The organism is Anabaena sp. CCY 0017, from assembly GCF_963920885.1.
In the GTDB taxonomy this organism is placed as follows: domain Bacteria; phylum Cyanobacteriota; class Cyanobacteriia; order Cyanobacteriales; family Nostocaceae; genus Nodularia.
Genome location: NZ_CAWUDG010000007.1, coordinates 1 through 24,041 on the forward strand (window position 1 = coordinate 1; position 24,041 = coordinate 24,041).

Consider the following 24,041-nt stretch of genomic DNA (forward strand, 5'->3'; position numbering starts at 1 on the left):
ACAATACGCCACCGGATGTCGAAGACAATACGCCACCGGATGTCGAAGACAATACGCCACCGGATGTCGAAGACAATACTCCGCCAGATGTCGAGGATAATACTCCACCGGATGTCGAGGATAATACTTCGCCGGATGTCGAAGACAATAGGCCACCGGATACAGATGATAATACTCCACCCGGTTTAGTAGATAATGATGCACCTGGTTTAATCGATAATCCTGCACCACCCCTGCCTTAATGGGAAGTCCACACAGCCAAGTAGAACAACAAGAGGCTAACTAGAAATTCATTACTGGAATTATATTCAAGGGCTAAATAACAATTTATTTGCCCGCATCTTCAAAGTCTGCTAACGCGTAAGCAAACTCGCTAAAAGCTGTTTTAATTAAAACCTCTTTCATGCTTCTTTCCAAGCGAGAGTTACGGATGAGTTCTGTTAACTCGATAAATAGCAAAGAAAACATATAACGGTCTTGGCGGTCAACTTGTTTTAAGGAAGAGAAAATAAAATCATAAAGTTCAGTCTGTCTGGCTTTGGTTTGTTCGTCCCATATCTGAAAACCAAGCCGGAAAGTTTTTAAGCGGATTTCATTACTGTTGTAGGACGTATCTTTGTAGCGAATTGATACGCGCTGGGGTATGTCCATAAATTTTAGGCGTGGGAGTTTGATATAAAACCTTATTCATTGGTTTCTAGCTTAATCCGGACAAAACACTTTATAGCAAAGTGCTGTAAAGCTCTGCGGGCATAGCTGCGCTTACATCAAGTTTCATGTATTTGAACCACATTTGTCGTCAGGGCGCAAGGCCTTGCGCCCCTACCGCGTGGTTTATGTCCTAACCTCCTTGACGGTTGCTATCAAATTTTTGATGCTGCCAAAGGTGGAAAATATTATTTGTTATTCACTAATCCTACACGTAACGCGACGCGTTTATACTTGCTGGCATCGTAGGGAATACCAGCGTGCATCACTTGCGAATTGTCCCAAACCACAAGATCACCTGGTTGCCAAACATGAGTATAAACTGGTGTACGTTCCAGAACAGTTTCAAACAAATCTTGCCAAAACTGTTTTGCCAAATCTAATTTATCCTCCATACCAACAAGAATAGATGTATCTGAGCCTAGATATAATCCTTTCTTTCCAGTTACCTGATGAGTGGAAACAATAGGATGTCTTTTCATCGGCACATCATGTCCTGGCTGATGGTTTCTTGGTGGCAGATGATACATAGACATTTGCTCTAGTTGCTGCTGATGCTCCGGTTCGAGATTATTGTAAGCTTCTATCATGTCGAGAAAAGCTGTTGTGTGGGGCTGTCCATCGATTCCCTCTGGGGGTATTTCTACGCCATAAAGCATCACCACATACAAAGCATTCATATCCAGACCTGCTGTTGTGGGAAGTAAATCTTTGTCATGATGCCATTGCCAAGCAAACTTACCGACAATTTCCTGAGTATGCGCTTGTGGATTTCCTAAAATAGATACTCCAACACTTTGTAAATCGGGATCAATATTTGGATCAAGGGGCTTAGGTGGATAATTAATATTAGACTCCCCAAAAGTTTTGTAGGCAAATTCTTTTAACTGTAATGCAGTTAAATGTTGATTTTTTACAACAACCACACCATGCTGCCAAAGAGCTTGTTTGAATGTATTTATCTGTTGGTTTGTAACTTCTTTAAGCTGGTATTCTTGTAATATTTCTGTGCCAAGTCGAGAATGTTTCTGCACCGTCTGAAATTGCATAGTCAAAACCCTCTTAAGGTTACTCCTTCTTATTCTCTGCGTCTTTACGCCTCTACGCCTCTGCCTGAAGTCATGCCAAAAAATTGCTCACTAATCATTGCTCAAAGTGAGTATAAGAGTATTGCAAGTGAGTTTTTAACTTTTCAGCCACAACCGCCAACCCAACCGATACCAGAGCAGCAGAAACCAGGATAATAGTACTCAGCCCATCTGTAATGATTGCCAAAGCTGCCAGAGCGATCGATGCCTACTGCGGCAAGCCACGCATCACCCACAAAGGAGCGCTTGTCAAGTGGCTTGTTTGAGGAAGTCATTGTCACCAATACGATTTCCATACCAGAAAGTAATTGCGTTCCGGAATTAGTAGTGCTTTTGGTCGCTAATCTGTTAAGGGAAACCATTTAGCATCTTCATGAAGAGACTTCAGTAAGTAGTATGTTCCACTAGTAAGGACAAGACTGTTTTTGTAGTTATAATTAGGACGCAAAGGAAAAAACAAAGATTATAGCGGGTATCCCTACTAAAATGAAGGTGTGAATTTGAGGTTGTATTACGGCAGATTATTCATGTACAAAAATTAGTCTAGGAGTATTTGCTGATGGCACTTTCGACTCAGGTAAATTACCACCTTTCTCTGACAGAATTTCTGCAATTATCAGAAACTAAACCAGCTAGTGAATATATCAACGGCAGCATCTATCAAAAACCAATGCCCCAGGGAAAACATAGCAGAATTCAAACTTGTTTATCAACCAATATCAATCAGGTGGGTGAACCCCAGCAAAAAGCGTTAGCATTAACCGAGTTACGCTGCACCTTTGAGGGACGTTCTTTAGTTCCAGATATTGCTGTGTTTGAGTGGTCACGCATCCCCACTGATGCAGATGGAGAAATTGCCAATAGGTTTGAAAGTTATCCAGATTGGACTATTGAAATTTTATCCCCTGATCAATCTCCTAATCATGTAATTAATAAAATTATTTTTTGTATTAACCAGGGGACTAAATTAGGTTGGTTTATTGACCCTAACGATAAATCTGTGATGGTATTTCAACCGCATCAATTACCTGAAGTTAAATACAATACTGATAGATTACCTGTTCTCGATGTGTTGACAGATTGGCAGTTACAAGCAAAAGATATATTTAGTTGGTTGAAGGTGAAATAATCAAACTTATATTGAATGGTTTAGAAAAATCAAATAATAAAAGGACTAAAGATTACACTGTCTCACTCTTGAGGCTAAAGCATATACTCGACTCAGATCACCATCCCAATAATTACCAAACCACCCTGACTTCCATACAAAGCCTAAAAATTCTAGATATGCTGGTAAATGTCCTTTTGAAGCATCAAGACTGAAGGTAAATTGAGAGTATTTAATCCATGATTTATTCACACGCCAACCAACACTATTACCAAATTCATTTACATTTCCTTTCACACGCTGCCAAATAAGATTTTGGACACTAAAGCCAAAAAGTCCATTGCTGTAGTGTATCCAAAGTTGATCAATTATACGTAAATCTTCACAGGGAATTCTTTTTATTGATTCCGAGTCAAGCCAGCGTCCGTTTCTGGGACAAGCTATAGAAACCAAGAGATTGCTAGTTTCTATATTTGCACCTATCCAGTTACCATCTGCCAGTAAATTTTGCAGCTTATAATAATCAAAATTCAGCGATGAAATTAATGGAACTGAAGTAGTTTTTGTTGATGATGGTATAGCAGGAATTGTGGGATTCAAATCTAACAATTTCAACCATTCCTGTACTGACTGAGGGCGATTTTCTGGTTTTAACTCCATCCCTTTGAGAATTGCTTGATTTACGCGATCGCTAATACTAAAATTAATCTCTTTTGGTGCTGTTAATTGCGTACCAATCGCCCTAATGGGAGAGATTGTAGGCACTTCTTCCGTTAACATAGAATATAGCGTTGCAGCTAAGGCATAAACATCAGTGTAAGCACCTCGTTTTGCTCGCTGATCATATTGCTCAATTGGCGAAAAACCAGGAGATAAAAGTTCTGTATGTGTCTGTGTCAAATTTGGGCTAAAATCCCGCGCAATGCCAAAATCAATTAACACTGCTTCTGATTTACCAGAACGCAACATAATATTTTGTGGTTTGATATCCCGATGCAGTAAGCCATGATTATGAACTACTATTAGCGCTTCGCCAATTTGCTGAATGTAGCGTAATGCTTCGGCTTCAGACAAAATACCTTGATTCTCAACCAGACTAGCTAAATCTTCCCCATCAATATATTCCATCACCATGCACCACAGCACATCCTCATGAATCACTTCATCCATCCGCACAATATGAGGATGACTGCATTTAGCTAATTTGATGGCTTCATTTAAAAAATCTTGCTGAAACTTGGCAAAATCAGGACGGTGTTGCACTTGCTCATTCAAGGTTTTAATTACAACCAATCGCCCATTATTATCTTTAGCACGATAAGTTATTCCAAATCCACCTTTTCCTAATTCTTGCTCAATGACGTATTTACCACCCTGCAATTGCTGTCCTGATACCCAAGCCATGATTCACTAATTCACAAAATTGGTGTTAATTGTGACACGTTTATAGAAAAAATGCTCAAAAAAAATATTTATTCTGGGATAGCCTGAAGAAAACCCCCCGGAATTGTGTAGATTAGGCTAGAATTGTTAAAGGTTCTTTACAGAAATTGCTAATCATAAACAATTCTGTTAAAGCAACTCAGCATTGAAAATTAAATCTGAAAACCCCCTCTTGAGTTCACTAAAAGCTCCTATGACGCTCCCAATTCGCAACGTCGCCATTATCGCCCACGTTGACCACGGCAAAACTACCCTGGTTGATGCGCTCCTCAAACAATCTGGTATTTTCCGAGAAGGTGAAGACGTTCCGGATTGTGTCATGGATTCCAACACCCTAGAACGGGAGCGGGGTATTACAATTCTCTCGAAAAATACAGCCGTTCGTTACAAAGAAACCTTAATCAATATTGTTGATACCCCAGGACACGCGGACTTCGGCGGCGAAGTTGAACGGGTGCTAGGAATGGTTGATGGTTGTCTGTTAATTGTCGATGCTAACGAAGGCCCTATGCCCCAGACACGCTTTGTCTTGAAAAAAGCGTTGGAAAAAGGATTGCGCCCCATCGTCGTCATTAACAAAATTGACCGAGGTCAAACTGACCCGCACATTGCTGTGGATAAGGTTTTGGATCTGTTCCTGGAATTAGGCGCAGATGAAGATCAGTGTGATTTTACCTACCTGTTTGCTTCCGGTATGGGCGGTTTCGCTAAGGAAAGCTTGGAAGCAGAATCGGTAGATATGCAACCCCTGTTTAATGCGATTCTGCAACACGTTCCACCTCCTGTCGGCGACATCAACAAGCCCCTGCAATTGCAAGTTACTACCTTAGATTATTCTGAATATCTGGGACGAATTGTGATTGGTAGAATCCACAATGGTACAATCCGGGCTGGACAGCAAGCGGCTTTAGTAACAGAAGATGGCACAATTGTCAAGTCCAAAATTACCAAATTAATGGGATTTGAAGGACTGAAGCGGGTGGACATGGAAGAAGCCACCGCCGGATATATTGTGGCTGTGGCTGGTTTCGCGGATGCTTACATTGGGGAAACAATTACTGACCCCAACGAACCCCAAGCTCTACCACTAATTAAAGTGGATGAACCAACCTTACAAATGACCTTCTGGGTAAATGATTCACCTTTTGCTGGTCAGGAAGGTAAACTGGTAACATCAAGACAAGTACGCGATCGCTTGTTCCGTGAATTAGAAACTAACGTCGCCCTCCGAGTCGAAGAAACTGATTCTCCCGATAAATTCCAAGTTTGCGGTCGGGGTGAATTGCACTTGGGGATCTTAATTGAAACCATGCGCCGAGAAGGTTTCGAGTTCCAAGTATCTCAACCACAAGTAATTTACCGCGAAATCAACGGTCAACCTTGCGAACCTTTTGAACTTCTAGCGTTGGATACTCCCGAAGATGGTGTTGGTAGTTGTATTGAACGCCTGGGACAACGCAAAGGCGAAATGCAAGATATGCAAGTTATTGGGAATGGACGGACTCTATTAGAGTTTATTATTCCCGCCCGTGGCTTGATTGGTTTCCGGGGTGAATTCATGCGGATGACTCGTGGTGAAGGAATCATGAACCACAGTTTCCATGATTATCGTCCCCTATCTGGTGACATTGAAGCCCGGAACAAAGGCGTTCTCATTGCTTTTGAAGAAGGTGTTTCGACTTTCTACGCCATGAAAAACTCGGAAGATAGAGGAGCATTCTTTATCACTCCAGGTACTAAAGTCTATAAAGGTATGATTATTGGAGAACATAATCGTCCTCAAGATTTGGAATTGAATGTTTGTAAGACGAAGCAGTTAACCAATCACCGCGCTTCTGGTGGTGAGGAATTGGTACAATTGCAAACACCAATAGACATGAGTCTAGAACGGGCTTTGGAGTATATCGGACCTGATGAATTGGTGGAAGTTACACCGGAATCGATTCGTTTACGGAAAGTAGCGAAGAAGTTCGCTAAACGGTAAGAACCTCACCCCCAACCCCTCCCCGCAAGCGAGGAGGGGAGTTTTTTTTGATAGCTAAACATGGATAAATTATCTGTGTTCATCTGGGGACGAAATTTTCTTAAATAAAAGAACCTCACCCCCAACCCCTCTCCTTACTAAGGAGAGGGGAGTTTTTTTTGCTAAACTTTGGCTGTGGCGGGATTTGGTAAACTGATTTTTAAGCGATGTAACATTGCTGAACGGGCTTGTAAGGCTAGACTATCATCTAAGGGTGATAAGTATATGGCTTGCTGATATTTTAGCCGCAACGCTGTTTGAATTAACCAGTCAGCGACGAAAGGATTTTTGGGTAATAGCGGACCGTGGGAATAAGTGGCGATCGCATTCTGATAAAATGCTCCCTCAGTACCATCTTCACCATTATTACCCAAGCCATAGACTACACGCCCCAAAGCTTCTACTTTCCCTAACTTGGTGCGTCCACCGTGATTTTCAAACCCGACTAAATAAGGTTTACTTCCCGTCATCTCTTCTAGTTCCCGCGCCAGACGAGAAGCTGTAACTTCAATTACCAAGTTACCAATACAGCGCTTAGTATTTTCACCAGGATGCACAGAGACTAAATCAAAAATTCCTAAACCTTCAATGCGTTGTCCCAAAGCAGGTTCATAATATTTTCCTAGCAGTTGGGGAGAACCACAGGTAAAAACTCCTGGTGTGCAATTTTCGATTTTATCACGCATAGCATCAGCTTTTGCGCCTTGCAAATCACGCATGACAATTTCTTGCTGACGGTCTTGTGCGCCACCACCAACTATAATATCTACAGCTTTAATATCAGCCGCTGTGGCATTTTGATCGAGTGCGACCACCTTGACATTATACCCCCGCCACTGGGCGCGACGTTCGATAGTAATTACATTACCGCGATCGCCATAAGTACTCATCAGCGTGGGATATAGCCAACCAATAATTAATTCTAAATTTTCCGAACTCATAAAACCTCACTCATAACTAATAATTTTTATCAACTTATAGTTTAATTATCCGGTGTATATCTCCAACTGTGCCATTGGCTAAAGTATTATACTCTGCCCACATCTAAAACTGTGGAATCACTATCTCATACCTTTGAGGATTTTGTATTTTATATAACAGTTTTCTGGTAACATATTCACCATACTGAAAAAGTATATAATTTATTTTGCATTTGTTTTACACTACTAAAATCAGTAAAACGTTGATTTTACTAATATTTCCTAATTATTAATTTTCCCCAACAACTCTAAATGGAGATGATGTATGCAGGTTATTGAAGCTCCTAATATTGCCGTAATTGCTTCGGAAAATGCGGTTTCTATTTCGGAATTACCTCCTATATGGCAAGATATAGCCGCAGGAATCGCAAATGTAGGAATCGAGAACCCACAAAGTTATGTGGAAATAGCGCAATTGTTCCAATATAAACTGGCGCAGGGTGATGTAGACTTATTTAGTGAACGTCCAGAATTAGCTCATTTTAAATCGGCATTTTCTCAGCTATTTGGACAACTAGGTTATGAAACCTTAGAATTTTATGGACATGATTTTTTAATTGATAGCTATCCCAATTTTGCCCAAATTCTTCGAGATGTGCAATCAAAGGGAATAGAATATGCAGATGAGGTAAAAGTCGCCCTAATTGGGATGGATCTTTTTAATGAATTTGGCTATGAATTACCTGCTAGTTTTTATCATGTACATCTAGCCCCAATTTACCGAGACCATGTATTTGAAGAACGGGCTTTGCGTTTTGATAAACGAGATATAGTACACAAGCGTTCTTGGGATGCTATATTACACGCCGGAAAGGTTTTTGCTATCCAAATGAAAGTGCAAAGCATCGCTTCTAAATACGGTTTTACCTATCATCATGGTTGTGGTTGTAATTCTCATCTATCCTCTATTGATATATCTGAGGGAGAATTTAACTATAAAATCAGTCCTGAAAAATATCAAAGATGGATAAGAAGTTTTATCTGGACTGCTTGGTATGAATATGCTTTCTTTCCCATAGTTCCGAATACGAGTTATTTGGTATAAGGAACCTCACCCCCAACCCCTCTCCTTATCAAGGAGAGGGGAGAATATGAACCCAATATCGTGTTAAAGAATTTTTCTACCTGTGAGGACTTCGCGCACTTCTAACATGGCGGAATAGGTGGGGAGAACGTGGAGGGTTTCATTTTCTGGGGTATGCTTTAACGCAGTAGCGATCGCCTGACGCAAATCTTCTTCTACAATTAAATTGAGGTTACTCTCACCCGCATTTTCACTATACCGCAGACGTAACGCCATATCATAGACGCGATCGCCACTCACAACTAAAGTTCCTCCCCGTTGGACTAACTTTTCTGTATCTACGTCCCAAATCCATGATACATCAGTACCATCAGGCGTGCGATCGTTTAAAACCAATAATGTAGTTGTATCGCTGCTTTCAGTCACCACGCGAATGGTTTCATTTGTTCCTACCGGATTTTTTGATAACAAAATCCGCACCCGTTTATTGTTAATTACCAAATCTTCCGCCCGACCAAAAGCCGCTTGAAAATTGTTAACCGCATCTCGAATTATCGCTTCATCAACGCCTAACTCTTTTGCCGCAGTCACAGCCGCTAAAGTATTATATTTGTTATATAAACCCACCAAAATTTGTGACCATTCGCTGCTTTCTAGAGTCGGTTGACTTTTGCTAAAACCACACTGGGGACAAGTAAAATCTCCCAAATGGGACAAATATACACCTTGATAATCGAGAGAATGTCCACAACTAGGACAATAAATTGAATCCACAGCGTGAGGAATAGCTTCCAAATAATGTTCTGGTTCATTCATCCCAAAGAATGATACCTTTTGCGGTAACTGCTGACCGAGATAAGATAAAGTCGGGTCATCAGCATTGGGAATCACTACCGTTTCCAGTGGAAGAGTAGAAATCACCTTTGTCCAGCGCTTACTAATGCTGTCTACTTCCCCATACCTATCCAATTGGTCACGAAATAAATTTAAACAAAGAATAATTCTCGGCTGGAGAGGCTTTAAAACTCTTGGTACAATATTCTCATCTACTTCCAGAATGGCATAATCAACCTTCAGCGTCCCCAGCAAGCTAGTATTTTCTATCAACGCCGTCATCAAGCCATTTTCCAGGTTTGCGCCTGTAGAATTATGGGCGATACGATAACCTTGGCGTTCTAAAATTGTACATAAAAGCAGCGCTGTAGTAGTTTTGCCATTAGTCCCAGCAATGAGAATTACCCCATTTTTAACTTGCTGACTCAATAATTCCAACAACCGGGGTTCAATACGACGCGCAATTGACCCTGGTAATACACTAGCAGCACCGAGACGCAGCGATCGCACTATAAACGTCACACTTTTAGCCACTGACACCGCGAAACCGAGTCGCAGTCTATCTATAAGTTGAATTTTATTTCCCACATCCGTACCCTAATCTTCTGGCGGTTTCTAATTTATAGTCTTGAATTTACAAATTTAATCGACCTAATACAGCACAGAGTCAATAGCACAATTATCTAAAATTAACGGAAAGCCTATATTATCAGCTTTTTGACTTTTGACCCCTTCGGGGTTCGCCAGTCGCTCATGGGGGAAACCCCCAAGACCGCGCTGGCTCACTTTTGAGTTTTGACTTCCGCCTTGCGGATTCCCCATTCCCATACCTGTAAGCGTTATCTTAAAAGATAGTGCTTGAGTGTAATTACATATCCAGCCCAGTTTGACAAATTCAGCACAAACTGATGACAATTAATAGCTTGCAAGGTTCCGTTTGATGAAAAGCATAAAGTTTCTTTTTTTAGATAAAACAATTGCTGACTGGCGGCGAAAGCTGTCCCAATGCTTGTTGTTGCTTGCTTGTCTATTGATGATAAATATACAACCTGCACTTGCTGGTATTGAAGATGATCTGTACGATGGTAACATTTTCGTGATTTATGCCGGCAATGGTTCGCTGGTTCCGCCCAGACAGAGTTTAGCAAAAGCTTTAGAAGAACATAAGCCTGTATTCTTGGCGTTTTATGTCGATGACAGCAGTGATTGTAAAAAATACGCAATTTCGATTTCACAGGTACAGGAATTCTACGGACGAGCCGCAGAGATTATTCCCATAGATGTGGATACTATCCCTGTTAAAGAAACTTATGAACCCACTGAACCAGGATACTATTATTCTGGCGCTGTGCCTCAAGTTGTAGTCTTTGATAAGTCAGGTCAGGTAGTTTTAAATAAAACCGGTCAAGTACCTTACGAAGAAATAGACGATAAACTCCGGAAAGCGTTTGATTTGTTACCGCGCAAGGAATCTTTGCCATTACAGCGACGTTCATTCAATGAGTTTAGTAGTGAGTTAGCTGAATAACTTTTAGGCAGGACTTACGCAACAATTACCAAAAATCTTGATTTATCGAACCGCCAAGCCGCCAAGAACGCCAAGAAAACGTAGATTATGCGTAAGTCCTATTAGGGTAGGCCAAATTGGTCTACCCTGATTTTTAGTTTGATATGATACTGCATTTCCCTGGAATAAAAGCGATAATATTAAAATTAGTGAACATTAACATTATCAGACCTATAGTACAGTGTGCTACCCAGGGATGAAATTGATAACTGAGAAATTTCTGCCTGAAACATCTACCATCTGATAACAAGTTAGCAGTTAAGTTAATCCCTAGTCCATAGTTCACTGCGAATGACTAATGACTAACGACTAATGATTACTAGAGTGTGTTCTGATGTCAAAGGTTTATACTTCCGAAGAGCTAATTCAAATTTTGGCAGATGAACGCCAAGCTTGCCTTAAAGGTAAACGCCTAAAATTAGAGGTGACTGTTTCTGGTAATCCTGTAATTGACCAGTTTATCCAAACTGATGGGCTGCAAAAGTTCACCGCCTATCAAGATTTTAAAGCTGCCATTCACGATTATCAAAGAGAAAATCAAGTATCAGGTATTGTTTGGCGAGAGATGACTGTCAAGGGTAAAACCTTACGCTATCCAGAAGTTGATACCGAGTTAATTGCACTTAGCACAGACTTGGAAATAATTCAAGCTACAAAAAATTCCATATTAGAATTTTGGTATGAAGTCACTGCGGAGATGGATTTGTACTTGAGTTTTAACAATAATAAACAACACCAAAAAATTCTCCAGCCTGATGTGGAGAGGATTGCTCAAACCACAGAATGGGCAAGTTTGTGGAAGTGGGAAAATTCAAACTTCTTGGAAATGATTTTGCAATTAGGATGGGGTCAACCAGAAGAAGCACGCTACAAACGCGGAAGACCGCAATCAGGTAGTGAGCAAATTCACGCTGTAAATCCCGGAAATCATCCCATTGGTTAATTGCAAAGTGCTGAGTGCTGAGTGGCTAGGGGCGGTTTTACAGATATGCTAAATTCCTAATAATAATTTGAATAAACCCGCCCTTACATCAAGGCTTTCAGTAACCAACAATGTCCTCATCTGGTTGGCGGTTGCTATAACTTGAGTGTTTTCTAGTTTTACGCTTGCAAATCTACCAGAAATATGCTATGGTTTACTTCTGGATATGGGTGACTAGCTCAATGGTAGAGCATCAGACTCTTAATCTGCTGGTTCTGAGTTCGAGTCTCAGGTCACCCACTGCTTTTCACGCTTTTTCAAAATAGCCATTGACTAGATATTGCCTAGATTGGTGATAACCTTCATCAGATATTGTGTCAAAGTAAAGGCATCTACACCTAATTCTGTACGTTCTTGGGCTGCTAAAATTCCAGCTTGGGAATGCCACCAAGCCGCAGTTGCTACAATATTCTCTACAGGAATTTCTTTAGTTGCTGCTTGTGCTAATAATCCGCCGATTAACCCTGTTAACACGTCGCCACTACCACCACGGGCTAAAGCTGGGGTGCTTTCAGGATTAATCCAAATTGCACCTTGGGAGTTAGCGATCGCAGTTCTTGCTCCTTTTAATAATACTACAGCCCCACTCTGCACAGCCGCGTCTTTTACTGCTTTTACTCTGTCTTCTTTGGGGTCAGCAATATCAGGGAATAATCGCTGAAATTCCCCTGTGTGGGGTGTGAGAACCGTTGGCGCTTGACGTTTTTGTAATGTGGGGATGGTTCCCATTTGTGCCAAGATATTCAAGCCATCAGCATCGAGAATTAAAGAAGATTCGCTTAAAATCACTTCTTCGACAATGGGCGTAGCATCTAATGTTAAACCAGGACCACAAGCGATCGCATTAAAGGAACTCAAATCAGTTTTGTCTGGTAATTGCAGATGTGCGATCGCTCCCGTTTCCGTCTCTGGACAACCTATAATTAAAGCCTCCGGTAAATGAGATACTAAAAGCGGCTTTAAAGATTCTGGCACAGCAATTGAAAGCATACCCACACCACTAGCACGCGCACCCAAAGCCGTTAAAATTGCGCCCCCCGCATAACGACGGGAACCACAAATCAGCAGTAAATGACCTTCCTTATATTTGTGGGTGACTGGTGGACGAGGTAAAGGTAAAGTTAATTTTACTGTTCCTGGGGTAATGCGTTTAATTCTGGGTGCATCCCCTAAAACAGCTTCCACATCAGCCACAGGAATATCAAAATCAATTAATTCAGCCTTGCCGATATATTCTAAAGCGTGGTCTTGTAAAAAAGCCAGCTTCCATAAACCGAGGCAAAATGTGTGAGTCGCCCGAATAGCAGTGCCTAATACTTCACCTGTATCGGTGTGAATACCTGAAGGGACATCGATACTAAAAATCGGCTTACGCCATTGATTTAGCTGATTAATTGCCAAAGCGATCGCATCAGTAATTGGTCTTTCTAAACCAAAGCCAAACAACCCATCAATCAAAAAATCACAATCAGGCAATTCTGCGAATTCTTGATAACACCGAATACCTAAACTCTGAGCATATTGTAAATGCTGTGAAGTTAACTCCTTCAACTTGCTAAAAGGAGAATATAGCCACACCTCATAACCACGAAAATGTAACTCACGGGCGACCACCAAAGCATCGCCCCCATTATGACCAGGGCCAACTAAAATCCCGACACGAGATCCTTCTGCTTGCTGAACCCGAACAGCAATAAGTCCCGCCACCTTTTCCATTAAAGCCGCCACAGGCATTCCCGCCGCAAATATCCGGGCTTCAATATCCCGCATTTGCCCAGCCGTGACTATAGCTTGTGAAACTTGTGCTTGTCTATCTGGCATCAGTCTTGAGTCCTCAGCTTCGAGTACAGAAATTTACAGCTATTTTCAGGTCAATAGACCACGTGGTAGGGGCGCAAAAACTTGCGCCCCTACAACTCGAAAACTGCTGTAATTCACCTACCGTAATAAACTCTAGAGTTACCATATCCTAATTTTCGCAGATAGTTGTTCCATTCCTCTGCATCTTTCCGGGTTGGAAATGGACCGACAGCCACGTGTGAACCTAGTGGTTCTTGCCTGACCAATACGACACCATACTGTCCACTAGTGCGCCTAATATTGTCTGCAATTAAAGGTAAACTTCTCGCATCACCAGGAATTACAGCATAATAGCTAGACTCTTGTCTCCGATTGGGGAGAGTTGACATTGACTGTTGTCCAGGAGTGACAAAACCAGTTTCCCGTCCATCACTAAAGTTCATGATTTGTGCATTATTGATGCCGGATGACTGTAATTCTCTGACCCGACTTTCAGCATTAAATAGTTGACTAAAAATTCCTGCCTGAATCACAGAACGTCCTTGATACTGACGAATATAAGCATCAGGTTCAATTCGGCGTATTTGCTGCAAAGTCTGAGTGTTACTACTATTAACCAATACTAAGTAACGCTGAAAATTCTGGCTATATTGATTAATCTGTGTTGGTTGGAAGGGCTGAATGTTTGGCTGATACCCAAATTCCACTCCTCCTATTGATGGAGAATTATTTACTGGCGGTAAACTTCCGAAATCAGTTGGTTGTCCAGTACCAAAGCCAACCATTTGTGGATTAACAATTTGTGCATTATTGATACCGGATGAGCGTAATTCTCTAACCCGATTTTCTGCATTATCTCTTTGACGAAAAGTTCCTGACTGAATCACAGAACGTCCTTGGATCTGACGAATATAAGCTGTAGGTTCAATCCGGCGTACTTGGCTCAAAGTCTGTGTGTTACTACTAATAACCACTACTGAGTAACTCTGAAAATTTTGGGTATATTGATTAACTGGTAATGGTTCGTAGGGTTGAAAATCTTGCTGAGACTGAAATTCCACTGCTGGCATTGATTGAACATTAGGTACTGGCGGTAAAATCTGAGCCACCGTATGATTAACCCGTATTTGTGCCAAACTACTTTGGGGAATCAACGCCAAACAGCTTCCCAAGAATAAGGGCAGAATCCCAAAGGCAGTAAATTTACCTGATATGTGATTGTACATAGTAGTAACAAGATCCCTAGATAATTTCTTTCAGGAAGGAATAAATGCAGTATCGTAGCAGTTATCTTTTTTATAGTGTTAGCTTAAAATGTAGTATGTTCAAGTGGCAACAAATACATTAAAAATTAGGTGAAATTTACGGTTGGTTTACTAACGAACTGAAGTGCTTGATTAGCAAGGCTTTGAAGATATCTGTGCTACAATTGAGCAGTCCCGCAACTGTAGTGTGGCTGGGATTGGATTAAACTGTAGGTAAAAAGTAAAATTAATATTTTGCCATCAAGCTGTTGAAAATGGATTTCTATTAACAGCCAATAGCTTAAGAAGATTTAAGTATATGAAAAAAGTCGTCGTTGGTCTTTCGGGTGGTGTTGACAGTTCCACCGCCGCAGCTATTCTGCATCATCAGGGCTATGAAGTGATTGGTTTGACCCTTTGGCTAATGAAAGGTAAGGGTCAATGTTGCTCTGAAGGAATGATCGACGCGGCTGATATCTGTGAACAGTTGGGGGTTCCCCATGAGGTTGTGGATATTCGTGAGGTGTTTCAAACCCAGATTGTCGATTTCCTGGTGACTGGTTACAGCGCTGGAATTACACCTCTGCCTTGTTCTCAGTGTAATAAAACCGTGAAGTTTGGGCCTATGGTGCAGTATGCTCGTGAAAAGTTAGACTGCGATCGCATTGCTACTGGTCACTATGCTCAAATTAACTATGATGAACTTACTGGGCGTTATCAGTTATTAAGGGCTGTTGACCGTAACAAAGACCAATCTTATTTTCTGTATGATTTGTCTCAAGATTTACTAAAAGCTACAGTATTTCCTCTAGGACAACTAGAAAAAGCCGACACCCGCCGTATTGCTGCTGAATATGGGTTAACCACTGCAAATAAGCCAGAAAGTCAAGATTTGTGTTTGGTGGAAAGCAACGGTTCCATGCGGGCATTTCTGGATAAATATCTTGCACCCAAACCGGGGGATATTGTGGATGTCGCTGGAAAAATTTTGGGACAACATGATGGTGTCCATCATTACACTATTGGACAGCGTAAAGGTTTGGGAATTGCGGCTGCTGAACCTCTGTATGTAATTGAATTAGATGCAGTTAATAATAAAGTGGTAGTAGGCGATCGCACCAAGGTAACTCAGCCAGAATGCACAGTCAATCAAGTAAATTGGGTTTCTATCGCTGAACCATCCACCCCCATTCGCGCCGAAGTGCAAATTCGTTATCGTTCTCACCCCACACCAGTGACAGTGATTCCTCTGGAAAATTCCCGTGTGCATTTGGTGTTTGATGAACCCCAAGTCAGCATCACTCCTGGACAAGCTGCTGTCTGGTACGACGGCGATAAAGTTTTGGGTGGCGGGATTATTGAACAATTTAGTTAAGCAGAGGTAAACAATGAAACAAAATTCATTATTTACTAACCGCATAGCCGTGCTAGCAACAATGCACCAAAAAGAAAAAGCGATCGCTCCTATTTTAGAGGCAGAATTAGGCATTCATGTTACCGTGCCTAAAAATTTTAATACAGATAGTTTCGGTACATTTACGAGAAAAATTAACCGGATAAATACTCAAATTGCCACAGCTAGATTAAAAGCGGAAAAAGCATTAGAATTGACAGGTGAAACTCTAGTAATAGCGAGCGAAGGTAGTTTTGCACCTCACCCTAGTACACCTTTTCTGGCTAGTAATAGAGAAATTGTGATTATGTTAGATAAAAAACATAATTTAGAAATAATTGGAGAAGAATTTTCCATAGAAACTAATCATAATCATATAGTTGTAGAAAGTGTAGAACAAGCATTTGAGTTTGCTGATCAAATATGCTTTCCTGAACATGGTTTGGTAGTTATGTTTAGTGAATATCCGCCATCTAGCCAACAAATTATTCAAGGCATTATTACACCAGAACAACTTGTAGAAACTGTAAATTATGTTCTAGAAAATTCACCAACAGGTAAAGCACATCTGGAAACAGATATGCGGGCAATGTATAACCCTACACGCATGAATAATATCGCCAAAGCTACTCAAGATTTAGTCAGAAAAATTAACAGTCTTTGTCCAAAATGTTCTGCCCCTGGTTTTGCAATTACCCAAAAAATTCCGGGTTTACCTTGTGCAATCTGCCACTCTCCAACTCTTGTAACGCTAACTGTGATTTATCAATGTCAAAAATGCGGTTTTAGTCAAAAAAAACCATTTCCCCATACAAGTCAATATGCTGACCCAGCACAATGTATGTATTGCAATCCTTAATATCATTGGTTTTATAAAATACTTTTATCCACCTGTTCTGCAAACTCTTCTAAAGCTTGCACAGTTCCTACTTGCCAAGACCTTTCCACAGTGGCAGGTATAATTTGTGTTAAAGGAATATGGGGAAAATTAGGACTATGATCAGATTTTATATAATGCCCGTTTTCGAGTAAATAAATAGTCAGCTTACTATTATCGTAAATCCATAACTCAGGAACTGCGATACGGCTTTAGCCGTTAGCTACGCTATCGCCTGATAAGCATCGAGGGTTGTTTTAGAAGTGACATCCATCTCAATTGCTAAATCGGGAGGAGGATCATCAGGTTCCAATTTTCTGCGGCTAATCATGCTTTGGTAATTCTGGATATAAAAGCAAGCATCCGGTTCTACCCCTGCGATATTTTCCCGTTTGAAGGTGGTTGAACCAAAGGGTTCGTATTTTCTCCCAGTCCTCTTGAGTAAAATTTTGACAATATCGGAAAGTAAATCCTTTGGCTTTTCGTGTTCAGGTAGGGGAACCATGATTTCTAAGGTTGACTGACTATAAGCAACTCGTGCTGATCGCTTTTCGCCCAACTCGCCTAAAATGGACTCAAACTCCTCCCAACTTACATCCTGGATAGTCACTGTACTACCAGGTGCTAACCGTAATTGGCTAACTGGTTTCACAACAGGGGATACAGCCGTCATATTTCACAGCCTGTAAATTACATTAACTCCAGCCTAACTTAACCCCTCTTGTACAGACGCGATTCATCGCGTCTCTCCCCTCATCTCCCTATTCTCAAACTCTTTGTCATCTGCGTACCAGCATTTTGGTAAGTTAGTACATAGTTTGAAACAATTGCAGTTAAATCAAAGAGGGGATTACGTTGAGTCAACATCCAGATGCCATTGCACCCCACGGTGGACAATTGGTGAACCGTATCGCTACACCAGAACAAAAGGCAGAATTTCTCTCAAAAGCCGACTTTTTGCCCCGTGTGCAACTTGATGCGCGGGCGGTTTCTGATTTAGAGATGATTGCTATTGGCGGTTTTAGTCCACTCACGGGTTTTATGAACCAGTCAGACTACACCCGTGTCGTCAAAGAAATGCGGCTTGCTAATGGACTGGCATGGTCAATACCGATTACACTATCAGTAACAGAAGAAGTAGCCTCCCCACTCCAGGAAGGCGGCCTCATCCGTTTGGATAACGCCAATGGTGAGTTTATCGGAGTTTTGCAACTGACGCAAAAGTATGTTTACGATAAAACTCAAGAGGCGATTAATGTTTACCGTACTGATGACGCTAAACATCCAGGTGTGCAAGTAGTCTACAATCAAGGTTCTGTAAATCTTGCAGGTGACATTTGGTTATTACAACGTGATCCCCATTCCCAGTTTCCCACCTACCAAATAGATCCCGCCGCTTCACGACAGATGTTTAGAGAAAAGGGTTGGAAAACTATCGTTGGTTTTCAAACTCGTAACCCCATCCATCGCGCCCACGAATATATCCAAAAGTGTGCTATGGAAACCGTCGATGGTTTATTCTTGCACCCGTTGGTAGGAGCGACAAAAGAAGATGATATTCCGGCTGATGTGCGGATGCGCTGCTATGAAATTTTGCTGGAACATCACTATCCCCAAGACCGAGTGATTTTAGCAATTAATCCAGCCGCCATGCGTTATGCTGGCCCAAGAGAGGCCATCTTCCATGCCTTAGTCCGGAAAAACTATGGTTGTACTCACTTTATTGTGGGACGGGATCATGCTGGTGTGGGCGATTATTACGGCACTTATGATGCTCAATACATCTTTGAAGAGTTTGAGCCTGGTGAATTGGGGATCGTGCCAATGAAGTTTGAACACGCTTTCTACTGCACACGCAGCAAACAAATGGCTACAACTAAAACTAGCCCCAGCAAGCCAGAAGAACGCGTTCACCTGTCAGGAACTAAAGTCAGAGAAATGCTGCGCCGGGGTGAATTACCACCACCAGAATTTTCCCGTCCAGAAGTGGCCGCAGAATTGGCACGGGCGATGCAAAATCAGTGAACAGTTAACAGTGAACAGTTATCAAGGCATAAGGTGGGGGATTTAGACCGTGAACAGTTATCACGCTGATATAGTCAGGGATTCAACCCAATTATGTCTCTTAACTGATAACTGATAACTGTTAATCAGCGAATCGTATAAACTTTAACTTTACACTACAGACTTCAGCCCTATAAGCTGTTAGCTGACGGGCTGAGGACTGATGGCTAATTATGAAGCGTCGGACTTTTTTACAACGGATTGGTTCCATACTCGCAGTATTGGGTGTGACTGAAGCTCAGTGGTTGGCTTTAAGCGATCGCTATTCTCAAGCTTTAGCACAGCCTAGTCAACGTAAATTAGCATTATTGATTGGCATTAATCAATACCAAAAAAGTCCTGCATTGGGTGGTTGTCTCACCGATGTAGAACTGCAAAAAGAACTGTTAATTCATCGTTTTGGCTTTCTTTCCTCGGATATTCTGACTTTAACTGAAGAAAAAGCTACCAGAAAATCTATTGAAGAGGCTTTTTCGGCACACCTGGGACAGCAAGTTAAAGCTGGTGATGTGGCTGTATTTCACTTTAGTGGCTATGGCACACGCATCAAATCGGGTAGATTTATCGATACGGTGCAGAATGCTTTAGTTCCAGCTAATCCTCAAGATGCACAAAAAGATGAAATAGTCAACTATATATTAGAAGAAACAGTACGGCTATTATTGCGATCGCTCCCCACAGACCGGGTAACAGCTGTATTGGATACGAGCTATAATGCTCCGACCAAAGTCCAGCCCACAGGTTGGCGAATTCGCGTCCGTCCAGAATCAGCAGAAGCACAACTAGCAATTGAGGAACTGGAGTTTTTACAACAACTCCGAACTCAAAACTCCAACCCGAATAATGCAGTGGTGTTGTCTGCCACTTCTGACACTCAACAGTTGGCTAGGGAAATCTTATTTTCTGGGTTTAGTGCGGGGTTATTTACCTACGCCTTGACGCAATATTTGTGGGAAACGACACCAGCAACAACGATTCAATTTAGCCTTTCCCATGTGGGAAGCTATATGCATAAGCTGGGGAGCAATCAGCAGCCAGCATTGTTGACTGACGAGAAAAATCAACCCAAATCCTTAACGGTTGAGAATTTACTCTTGCCCATCCGCAAAGTTGGGGCGGAGGGAGTAATTCGACTTATTGAAGATGATGGTAGAACAGCCCAGCTATTTTTAGCAGGTTTACCGCCACAAGTATTAGAAAACTATGGAGTGAATTCCCGATTTACCCTATTAACAGGAGAGCAGTTAATATTGCGATCGCGCACTGGGTTAACCGCCAAAGCCCAAATCTCTAAAATTAAACCAGAAATCCCTCTACAAGTGGGGCAACTATGCCAAGAAGCTGTGCGGGTATTACCCAGGAGTGTGAATTTAATCGTTGGTTTAGATACGGGATTAGAAAGAATTGAACGCGTAGATGCAACAAGTGCTTTCGCCGCCATTGACCATGTTTCTACTGTCGTCGCCGGAGAACAACCAGCTGATTGTGTATTTGGCAAACTCTTAGAAACTCCCAGTCGCTATGGTTTATTTACTCCTGGAGGCAAACTTATTCCCAATACATCTGGGGAACCTGGGGAAGCTGTGAAATTGGTAGTGCAAAGGTTAATGCCGATATTACCCACTCTGTTAGCAGCAAAGTTATGGCGACTCACAGAAAATGAAGGTTCTTCCCGCTTACCAGTTAAAGCCACTCTGGAGATCATTAATAACTTGTCACCTCGCGTCGTCATGCAACGCGAAACCACACGCACTTTGAGCATAGAACAACTGCAAAGTAAATCACTGCTCACAGCCCTAAGTAATCCTACAGTACCTATTGGTAGTCGAATGCAGTACAGATTGCAGAATCAGAGCGATCGCCCCGTGTATTTAATGCTGCTAGGATTAAAAAATAATATCAATGCGATCGCTTTCTATCCTTGGGAATCTGCCGAAGAATCTACCTTTTTTAACTCCAAACCCCTGTTTCAACAAGTAGTTATTGCCCCAGGTGAAACCCTGTTATTACCAAAAGGTGTGACTGCTTCAGAATGGATGATACCAGGGCCAGCTTATGAATGCGAACACCAAATGATTCTCAGTACCATCCCCTTTAGGGAAACACTAGGATATCTCGAAAAATCCAAGTATCCCATCACCGATCAAAGACCCTTCGGGGCATTATTGAAACCTTTAGAAATTGCCCAAGTGCTGTTGCAAGATTTGCATAATGCCAGTGCAGTCAAATCAGAGGTTAGCAGTATATCCACTGATTCTTATGTATTAGATGTCAAAAATTGGGCTAGTTTCAACTTTGATTTTCAAGTAGCTTGAGGAGTCCTGAGTGCTGAGTGGGTAGGGGCGGGTTTAAGCAGTCAGTCTGTGGTTCGTCGAAATCCTTAGTAAACCCGCCCGCACAGGAATGAAAAGTGGTGAGTGCTGAGTCAAAAGAATCTCAGTAATTGATCACTTGGTAAATGCCCAATCCGGCTGATATCTCCACCTAACATTCCTATAGGTGGGGACTTATCCCGATTCGGTTACAAATACTTCTGCAACAATAACCCCAATTTTTCTTTCGTCGCCGCAGGGGCTTGATCCAACTGAGTTAAAATCGCATATTTCAACGCCGAATGAGCGTCACTCACAGGGGGATTTTCACTCAAACGCCGCACAGTTTCTTGAATCACCTTTTGAGCATTAACTGCGTTGCGCTGCAAATTACCAATGATCATTTCTACCGTTACACTATCATGATCTGGATGCCAGCAATCATAATCTGTTACCAGCGCTAACGTTGCATAGGCTATTTCCGCTTCCCTGGCTAACTTCGCCTCTGGTAAGTTTGTCATTCCAATCACTGTTGCACCCCAACTGCGGTAAAGATGGGATTCCGCCTTTGTGGAAAAAGCGGGGCCTTCCATGCACACATAAGTGCCGCCACGATGCAGACCCACATCTGGTAAATTTAGAGAAGCGATCGCATCTGCTAACACCCCAGCTAAATTTTGACAAATCGGATCACCAAAGGCAATGTGAGCCACAATTCCTTCACCGAAAAACGTCGAAACCCGATTTTTGGTTCTATCAATAAACTGATTTGGGATCACCATATCCAATGGTTTAGCTTCCGCTTTTAAGGAACCCACCGCACTAGCCGAAATTAAATACTCTACACCCACTTGCTTCATCGCATGGATATTGGCGCGAAACGGCAACTCAGAAGGCAATAAAGTATGATTACGACCATGACGAGCTAAGAATGCTACTTTTGTGTCTGCCAGTGTCCCCAAAATCAAAGCATCAGAAGGTGAACCAAAAGGAGTTTCAATTTGTACCTCTTCCACATCCTTCAGGGCTGCCATTTTGTATAGACCACTACCACCAATAATCCCAATACGAGCTAGTACCATGATCTTTAAATTCTTAATTTGTTCCCAAGTCATTCTACCGGAAAGAAGCAGTAGAAAGGGAGATACAGCACTTCCTTCTGCTATGAGGTACACATAGCGGGCAAGATGCCCGCACCACAAGAGTTTTATCATTAATATCTGTACCTCATAACACCGGGAACTGCTGTAGGACAGTAACAATCAGCTATCGGACATCTGCGACTAAAAATGTAGGCACAATTCATGAGTGATTCCTAGACAGGGTTTGAAACCGACAGATTTCAATTAGATCAATGTCTGTTGTGTATTCTTGAGTAAAGCTATGTATGTGGTGAATACTCATTTATCTAGCTCAGTAAAAATCAGAAATTTGAAAGGATTCAGTAGTGCTACTAAGGGAATATTTGCTGAAAAGTTGTATATTAAAACCCAGAAGTTATAAAGTTTTCAAATTTTTTCATAAAGAATATGCAAAGTACCAGTTCTTCCACCCAAACATCCTTAGATAATCTCTTAAAGCACATCTTTACCATTGGCAGAATTACGCGCTACGATCAGCAGCTACTAATGTCCACACTGCTATCTAAAGAAGGCTTTAATGAAGAAGAACGGCAGCAAATCAGCCGAGTATTTGATTCTGTACAAAGAGGATTATTGAAAGTAGTAGATTAGGATTAGTGCTAATTCTGCTCTTATATTTGGGCGGATTTATCGTGGTTTTTTCGATCATTTTTTTCAAAAAATAATCTATTCAGGGAGTAATACTCAATTATGGCAAATTGCAACTCCAGAACACATCACCAAGTATGATCAAACAGTGGCACAGCCATGTCCTCAGATGACAGGTAAAATCCGCATTCAAAAAAAATAAAAGTCAAAATATCGACATTTTCAACTACAGTAAATAATAAATACTAGTTTATAGCGGTTCTCGGTTGAGTGAGATACAATGTCTTGACCACCAATGCCGTCAGCGAAAACCAAGCTGTATAGGTAAGTATCGCCAGAGAAAGATTTAGGTTTCGGAAAGACTCCTGCCCTTGGAAGGAATGTAAGACCAAAAAACTATGGAGTTTTTCAGGCTGTTAACGATGAATTGGGAAGCTCCGACTCCAGGCGCAGGTAAGTCTGAGTAGTTCACTTAGTCTCTTTAATTTGTAGCCCCACAGAAGTGGGATTGAAATTTTGGGGAAAATGGGTGCTGCGATCGCAATCTGCTTTTTCCAGTTTCGCTCCCTGAAGATTAGCTTGACGCAGATCAGCCGAAAACAACAAAGCACCCCGCAGATCAGCATCTTGTAAATTAGTTTGACTAAGATTTGCAAAACTCAGATCACAGCCTCTGAGATTAGCACCATTGAGATTAGCTTCACTCAAATCAGCATAGCTCAGGTCAGAGCCTTTGAGATCCACACCTTGTAAGTCAGCATCACCCAAGTTGGCGCTACTAAAATTGCGTTTCCCTTCTGCATACTTTTCTAAGAGAGTCACAGCAGTATGAATAATCTCTTGAGAGTTTGTTTCAGACATAGA

At 41.6% G+C, this 24,041-nt stretch carries 19 protein-coding genes, 1 tRNA gene and 3 pseudogenes; 13 read left to right on the top strand and 10 right to left on the bottom strand.

Going from position 1 to position 24,041, the window contains the following annotated elements; genetic code table 11:
* Nucleotides 1-242, top strand: a pseudogene (locus tag ACM0OW_RS10615) (hypothetical protein); the annotation flags it as partial.
* An 85-nt stretch (nucleotides 243-327) separates the two neighbouring features.
* Here the strand turns inward: ACM0OW_RS10615 and ACM0OW_RS10620 are convergent.
* Together ACM0OW_RS10620 and ACM0OW_RS10625 are read right to left on the bottom strand one after the other, a co-directional pair.
* Nucleotides 328-651 (bottom strand): hypothetical protein, encoded by a 324-nt coding sequence (locus tag ACM0OW_RS10620; protein ID WP_414550026.1) that lies wholly within the window; start codon nucleotides 649-651, stop codon nucleotides 328-330.
* A gap of 245 nt (nucleotides 652-896) precedes the next feature.
* The gene (locus ACM0OW_RS10625) at nucleotides 897-1,757 is read right to left on the bottom strand and encodes a TauD/TfdA dioxygenase family protein (RefSeq protein ID WP_414550028.1); all 861 of its coding nucleotides are present in this window, start codon (nucleotides 1,755-1,757) and stop codon (nucleotides 897-899) included.
* A 237-nt stretch (nucleotides 1,758-1,994) separates the two neighbouring features.
* On the opposite strand from ACM0OW_RS10625, the pseudogene ACM0OW_RS10630 reads away from it, so the two are divergent.
* A pseudogene (locus ACM0OW_RS10630) lies at nucleotides 1,995-2,162 on the top strand (phosphoribosylpyrophosphate synthetase); the annotation flags it as partial.
* A gap of 193 nt (nucleotides 2,163-2,355) precedes the next feature.
* Nucleotides 2,356-2,925, top strand: coding sequence for a Uma2 family endonuclease (locus tag ACM0OW_RS10635; RefSeq protein ID WP_414550029.1), 570 nt, complete (start codon nucleotides 2,356-2,358; stop codon nucleotides 2,923-2,925).
* A gap of 45 nt (nucleotides 2,926-2,970) precedes the next feature.
* On the opposite strand, the gene ACM0OW_RS10640 is transcribed toward ACM0OW_RS10635, so the two are convergent.
* On the bottom strand, nucleotides 2,971-4,308 hold the full coding sequence (locus tag ACM0OW_RS10640) for a protein kinase domain-containing protein (protein ID WP_414550031.1): 1,338 nt from the start codon (nucleotides 4,306-4,308) through the stop codon (nucleotides 2,971-2,973).
* Between the two features lie 232 nt (nucleotides 4,309-4,540).
* On the opposite strand from ACM0OW_RS10640, the gene typA reads away from it, so the two are divergent.
* Nucleotides 4,541-6,331, top strand: coding sequence for a translational GTPase TypA (gene typA / locus ACM0OW_RS10645; protein ID WP_414550032.1), 1,791 nt, complete (start codon nucleotides 4,541-4,543; stop codon nucleotides 6,329-6,331).
* Between the two features lie 161 nt (nucleotides 6,332-6,492).
* On the opposite strand, the gene ACM0OW_RS10650 is transcribed toward typA, so the two are convergent.
* A complete protein-coding gene (locus ACM0OW_RS10650) occupies nucleotides 6,493-7,311 on the bottom strand; it encodes a type 1 glutamine amidotransferase (RefSeq protein ID WP_414550033.1) in 819 nt (272 codons plus the stop codon).
* A 304-nt stretch (nucleotides 7,312-7,615) separates the two neighbouring features.
* Between ACM0OW_RS10650 and ACM0OW_RS10655 the strand changes: the two genes are divergently transcribed.
* The gene (locus tag ACM0OW_RS10655) at nucleotides 7,616-8,395 is read left to right on the top strand and encodes a hypothetical protein (RefSeq protein WP_414550034.1); all 780 of its coding nucleotides are present in this window, start codon (nucleotides 7,616-7,618) and stop codon (nucleotides 8,393-8,395) included.
* A 63-nt stretch (nucleotides 8,396-8,458) separates the two neighbouring features.
* Here the strand turns inward: ACM0OW_RS10655 and ACM0OW_RS10660 are convergent, their stop codons facing one another.
* Entirely contained in the window at nucleotides 8,459-9,796 is a 1,338-nt protein-coding gene (locus tag ACM0OW_RS10660) for a MurT ligase domain-containing protein (protein ID WP_414550035.1), read from the bottom strand.
* Between the two features lie 352 nt (nucleotides 9,797-10,148).
* Between ACM0OW_RS10660 and ACM0OW_RS10665 the strand changes: the two genes are divergently transcribed.
* The 3 genes from ACM0OW_RS10665 to ACM0OW_RS10675 all read left to right on the top strand — a co-directional run bounded on the left by ACM0OW_RS10665 (nucleotide 10,149) and on the right by ACM0OW_RS10675 (nucleotide 11,997).
* Entirely contained in the window at nucleotides 10,149-10,736 is a 588-nt protein-coding gene (locus ACM0OW_RS10665) for a thylakoid membrane photosystem I accumulation factor (RefSeq protein WP_414550036.1), read from the top strand.
* 373 nt (nucleotides 10,737-11,109) lie between these two features.
* Nucleotides 11,110-11,718 carry a hypothetical protein gene (locus tag ACM0OW_RS10670; RefSeq protein ID WP_414550037.1) on the top strand — a complete coding sequence of 203 codons (609 nt, stop codon included), beginning with the start codon at nucleotides 11,110-11,112 and terminating at the stop codon, nucleotides 11,716-11,718.
* Nucleotides 11,719-11,925: 207 nt separating this feature from the next.
* Nucleotides 11,926-11,997: transfer RNA gene (locus ACM0OW_RS10675), tRNA-Lys, on the top strand.
* A gap of 33 nt (nucleotides 11,998-12,030) precedes the next feature.
* Here ACM0OW_RS10675 and ACM0OW_RS10680 read toward each other — a convergent pair.
* Together ACM0OW_RS10680 and ACM0OW_RS10685 are read right to left on the bottom strand one after the other, a co-directional pair.
* On the bottom strand, nucleotides 12,031-13,578 hold the full coding sequence (locus ACM0OW_RS10680) for an NAD(P)H-hydrate dehydratase (RefSeq protein WP_414550038.1): 1,548 nt from the start codon (nucleotides 13,576-13,578) through the stop codon (nucleotides 12,031-12,033).
* Between the two features lie 113 nt (nucleotides 13,579-13,691).
* A complete protein-coding gene (locus ACM0OW_RS10685; RefSeq protein ID WP_414550039.1) occupies nucleotides 13,692-14,783 on the bottom strand; it encodes a hypothetical protein in 1,092 nt (363 codons plus the stop codon).
* Nucleotides 14,784-15,120: 337 nt separating this feature from the next.
* Between ACM0OW_RS10685 and mnmA the strand changes: the two genes are divergently transcribed.
* Together mnmA and ACM0OW_RS10695 are read left to right on the top strand one after the other, a co-directional pair.
* Nucleotides 15,121-16,176: a tRNA 2-thiouridine(34) synthase MnmA gene (mnmA, locus tag ACM0OW_RS10690; protein ID WP_414550040.1), complete on the top strand. Its 1,056-nt coding sequence runs from the start codon at nucleotides 15,121-15,123 to the stop codon at nucleotides 16,174-16,176.
* 13 nt (nucleotides 16,177-16,189) lie between these two features.
* Nucleotides 16,190-17,053, top strand: a complete 864-nt coding sequence (locus tag ACM0OW_RS10695) for a DUF6671 family protein (protein WP_414550041.1) — start codon at nucleotides 16,190-16,192, stop codon at nucleotides 17,051-17,053.
* Between the two features lie 11 nt (nucleotides 17,054-17,064).
* Here the strand turns inward: ACM0OW_RS10695 and ACM0OW_RS10700 are convergent.
* Nucleotides 17,065-17,744, bottom strand: a pseudogene (locus ACM0OW_RS10700) (Uma2 family endonuclease).
* A 182-nt stretch (nucleotides 17,745-17,926) separates the two neighbouring features.
* Between ACM0OW_RS10700 and sat the strand changes: the two are divergent.
* Both sat and ACM0OW_RS10710 read left to right on the top strand, forming a co-directional pair.
* Complete coding sequence (gene sat / locus ACM0OW_RS10705; protein ID WP_414550042.1) at nucleotides 17,927-19,096, top strand: sulfate adenylyltransferase; 1,170 nt, start codon at nucleotides 17,927-17,929, stop codon at nucleotides 19,094-19,096.
* 212 nt (nucleotides 19,097-19,308) lie between these two features.
* Nucleotides 19,309-21,450: a caspase family protein gene (locus tag ACM0OW_RS10710; protein WP_414550043.1), complete on the top strand. Its 2,142-nt coding sequence runs from the start codon at nucleotides 19,309-19,311 to the stop codon at nucleotides 21,448-21,450.
* Between the two features lie 206 nt (nucleotides 21,451-21,656).
* On the opposite strand, the gene ACM0OW_RS10715 is transcribed toward ACM0OW_RS10710, so the two are convergent.
* Nucleotides 21,657-22,529: an S-methyl-5'-thioadenosine phosphorylase gene (locus tag ACM0OW_RS10715; protein ID WP_414550044.1), complete on the bottom strand. Its 873-nt coding sequence runs from the start codon at nucleotides 22,527-22,529 to the stop codon at nucleotides 21,657-21,659.
* Nucleotides 22,530-22,976: 447 nt separating this feature from the next.
* Here ACM0OW_RS10715 and ACM0OW_RS10720 point away from each other — a divergent pair, with 447 nt between their 5' ends.
* Nucleotides 22,977-23,180: a hypothetical protein gene (locus ACM0OW_RS10720; RefSeq protein ID WP_414550045.1), complete on the top strand. Its 204-nt coding sequence runs from the start codon at nucleotides 22,977-22,979 to the stop codon at nucleotides 23,178-23,180.
* Nucleotides 23,181-23,645: 465 nt separating this feature from the next.
* On the opposite strand, the gene ACM0OW_RS10725 is transcribed toward ACM0OW_RS10720, so the two are convergent.
* Nucleotides 23,646-24,038 (bottom strand): pentapeptide repeat-containing protein, encoded by a 393-nt coding sequence (locus tag ACM0OW_RS10725; protein WP_414550046.1) that lies wholly within the window; start codon nucleotides 24,036-24,038, stop codon nucleotides 23,646-23,648.
* Between the last annotated feature and the right edge of the window lie 3 nt (nucleotides 24,039-24,041).

Coding starts and splice junctions, on each gene's coding strand:
- ACM0OW_RS10620 (WP_414550026.1), bottom strand. CDS start 651: ATGGACATACCCCAGCGCGTATCAATTCGCTACAAAGATACGTCCTAC.
- ACM0OW_RS10625 (WP_414550028.1), bottom strand. CDS start 1,757: ATGCAATTTCAGACGGTGCAGAAACATTCTCGACTTGGCACAGAAATA.
- ACM0OW_RS10635 (WP_414550029.1), top strand. CDS start 2,356: ATGGCACTTTCGACTCAGGTAAATTACCACCTTTCTCTGACAGAATTT.
- ACM0OW_RS10640 (WP_414550031.1), bottom strand. CDS start 4,308: ATGGCTTGGGTATCAGGACAGCAATTGCAGGGTGGTAAATACGTCATT.
- typA (WP_414550032.1), top strand. CDS start 4,541: ATGACGCTCCCAATTCGCAACGTCGCCATTATCGCCCACGTTGACCAC.
- ACM0OW_RS10650 (WP_414550033.1), bottom strand. CDS start 7,311: ATGAGTTCGGAAAATTTAGAATTAATTATTGGTTGGCTATATCCCACG.
- ACM0OW_RS10655 (WP_414550034.1), top strand. CDS start 7,616: ATGCAGGTTATTGAAGCTCCTAATATTGCCGTAATTGCTTCGGAAAAT.
- ACM0OW_RS10665 (WP_414550036.1), top strand. CDS start 10,149: ATGAAAAGCATAAAGTTTCTTTTTTTAGATAAAACAATTGCTGACTGG.
- ACM0OW_RS10670 (WP_414550037.1), top strand. CDS start 11,110: ATGTCAAAGGTTTATACTTCCGAAGAGCTAATTCAAATTTTGGCAGAT.
- ACM0OW_RS10680 (WP_414550038.1), bottom strand. CDS start 13,578: ATGCCAGATAGACAAGCACAAGTTTCACAAGCTATAGTCACGGCTGGG.
- ACM0OW_RS10685 (WP_414550039.1), bottom strand. CDS start 14,783: ATGTACAATCACATATCAGGTAAATTTACTGCCTTTGGGATTCTGCCC.
- mnmA (WP_414550040.1), top strand. CDS start 15,121: ATGAAAAAAGTCGTCGTTGGTCTTTCGGGTGGTGTTGACAGTTCCACC.
- ACM0OW_RS10695 (WP_414550041.1), top strand. CDS start 16,190: ATGAAACAAAATTCATTATTTACTAACCGCATAGCCGTGCTAGCAACA.
- ACM0OW_RS10710 (WP_414550043.1), top strand. CDS start 19,309: ATGAAGCGTCGGACTTTTTTACAACGGATTGGTTCCATACTCGCAGTA.
- ACM0OW_RS10715 (WP_414550044.1), bottom strand. CDS start 22,529: ATGGTACTAGCTCGTATTGGGATTATTGGTGGTAGTGGTCTATACAAA.
- ACM0OW_RS10720 (WP_414550045.1), top strand. CDS start 22,977: ATGCAAAGTACCAGTTCTTCCACCCAAACATCCTTAGATAATCTCTTA.
- ACM0OW_RS10725 (WP_414550046.1), bottom strand. CDS start 24,038: ATGTCTGAAACAAACTCTCAAGAGATTATTCATACTGCTGTGACTCTC.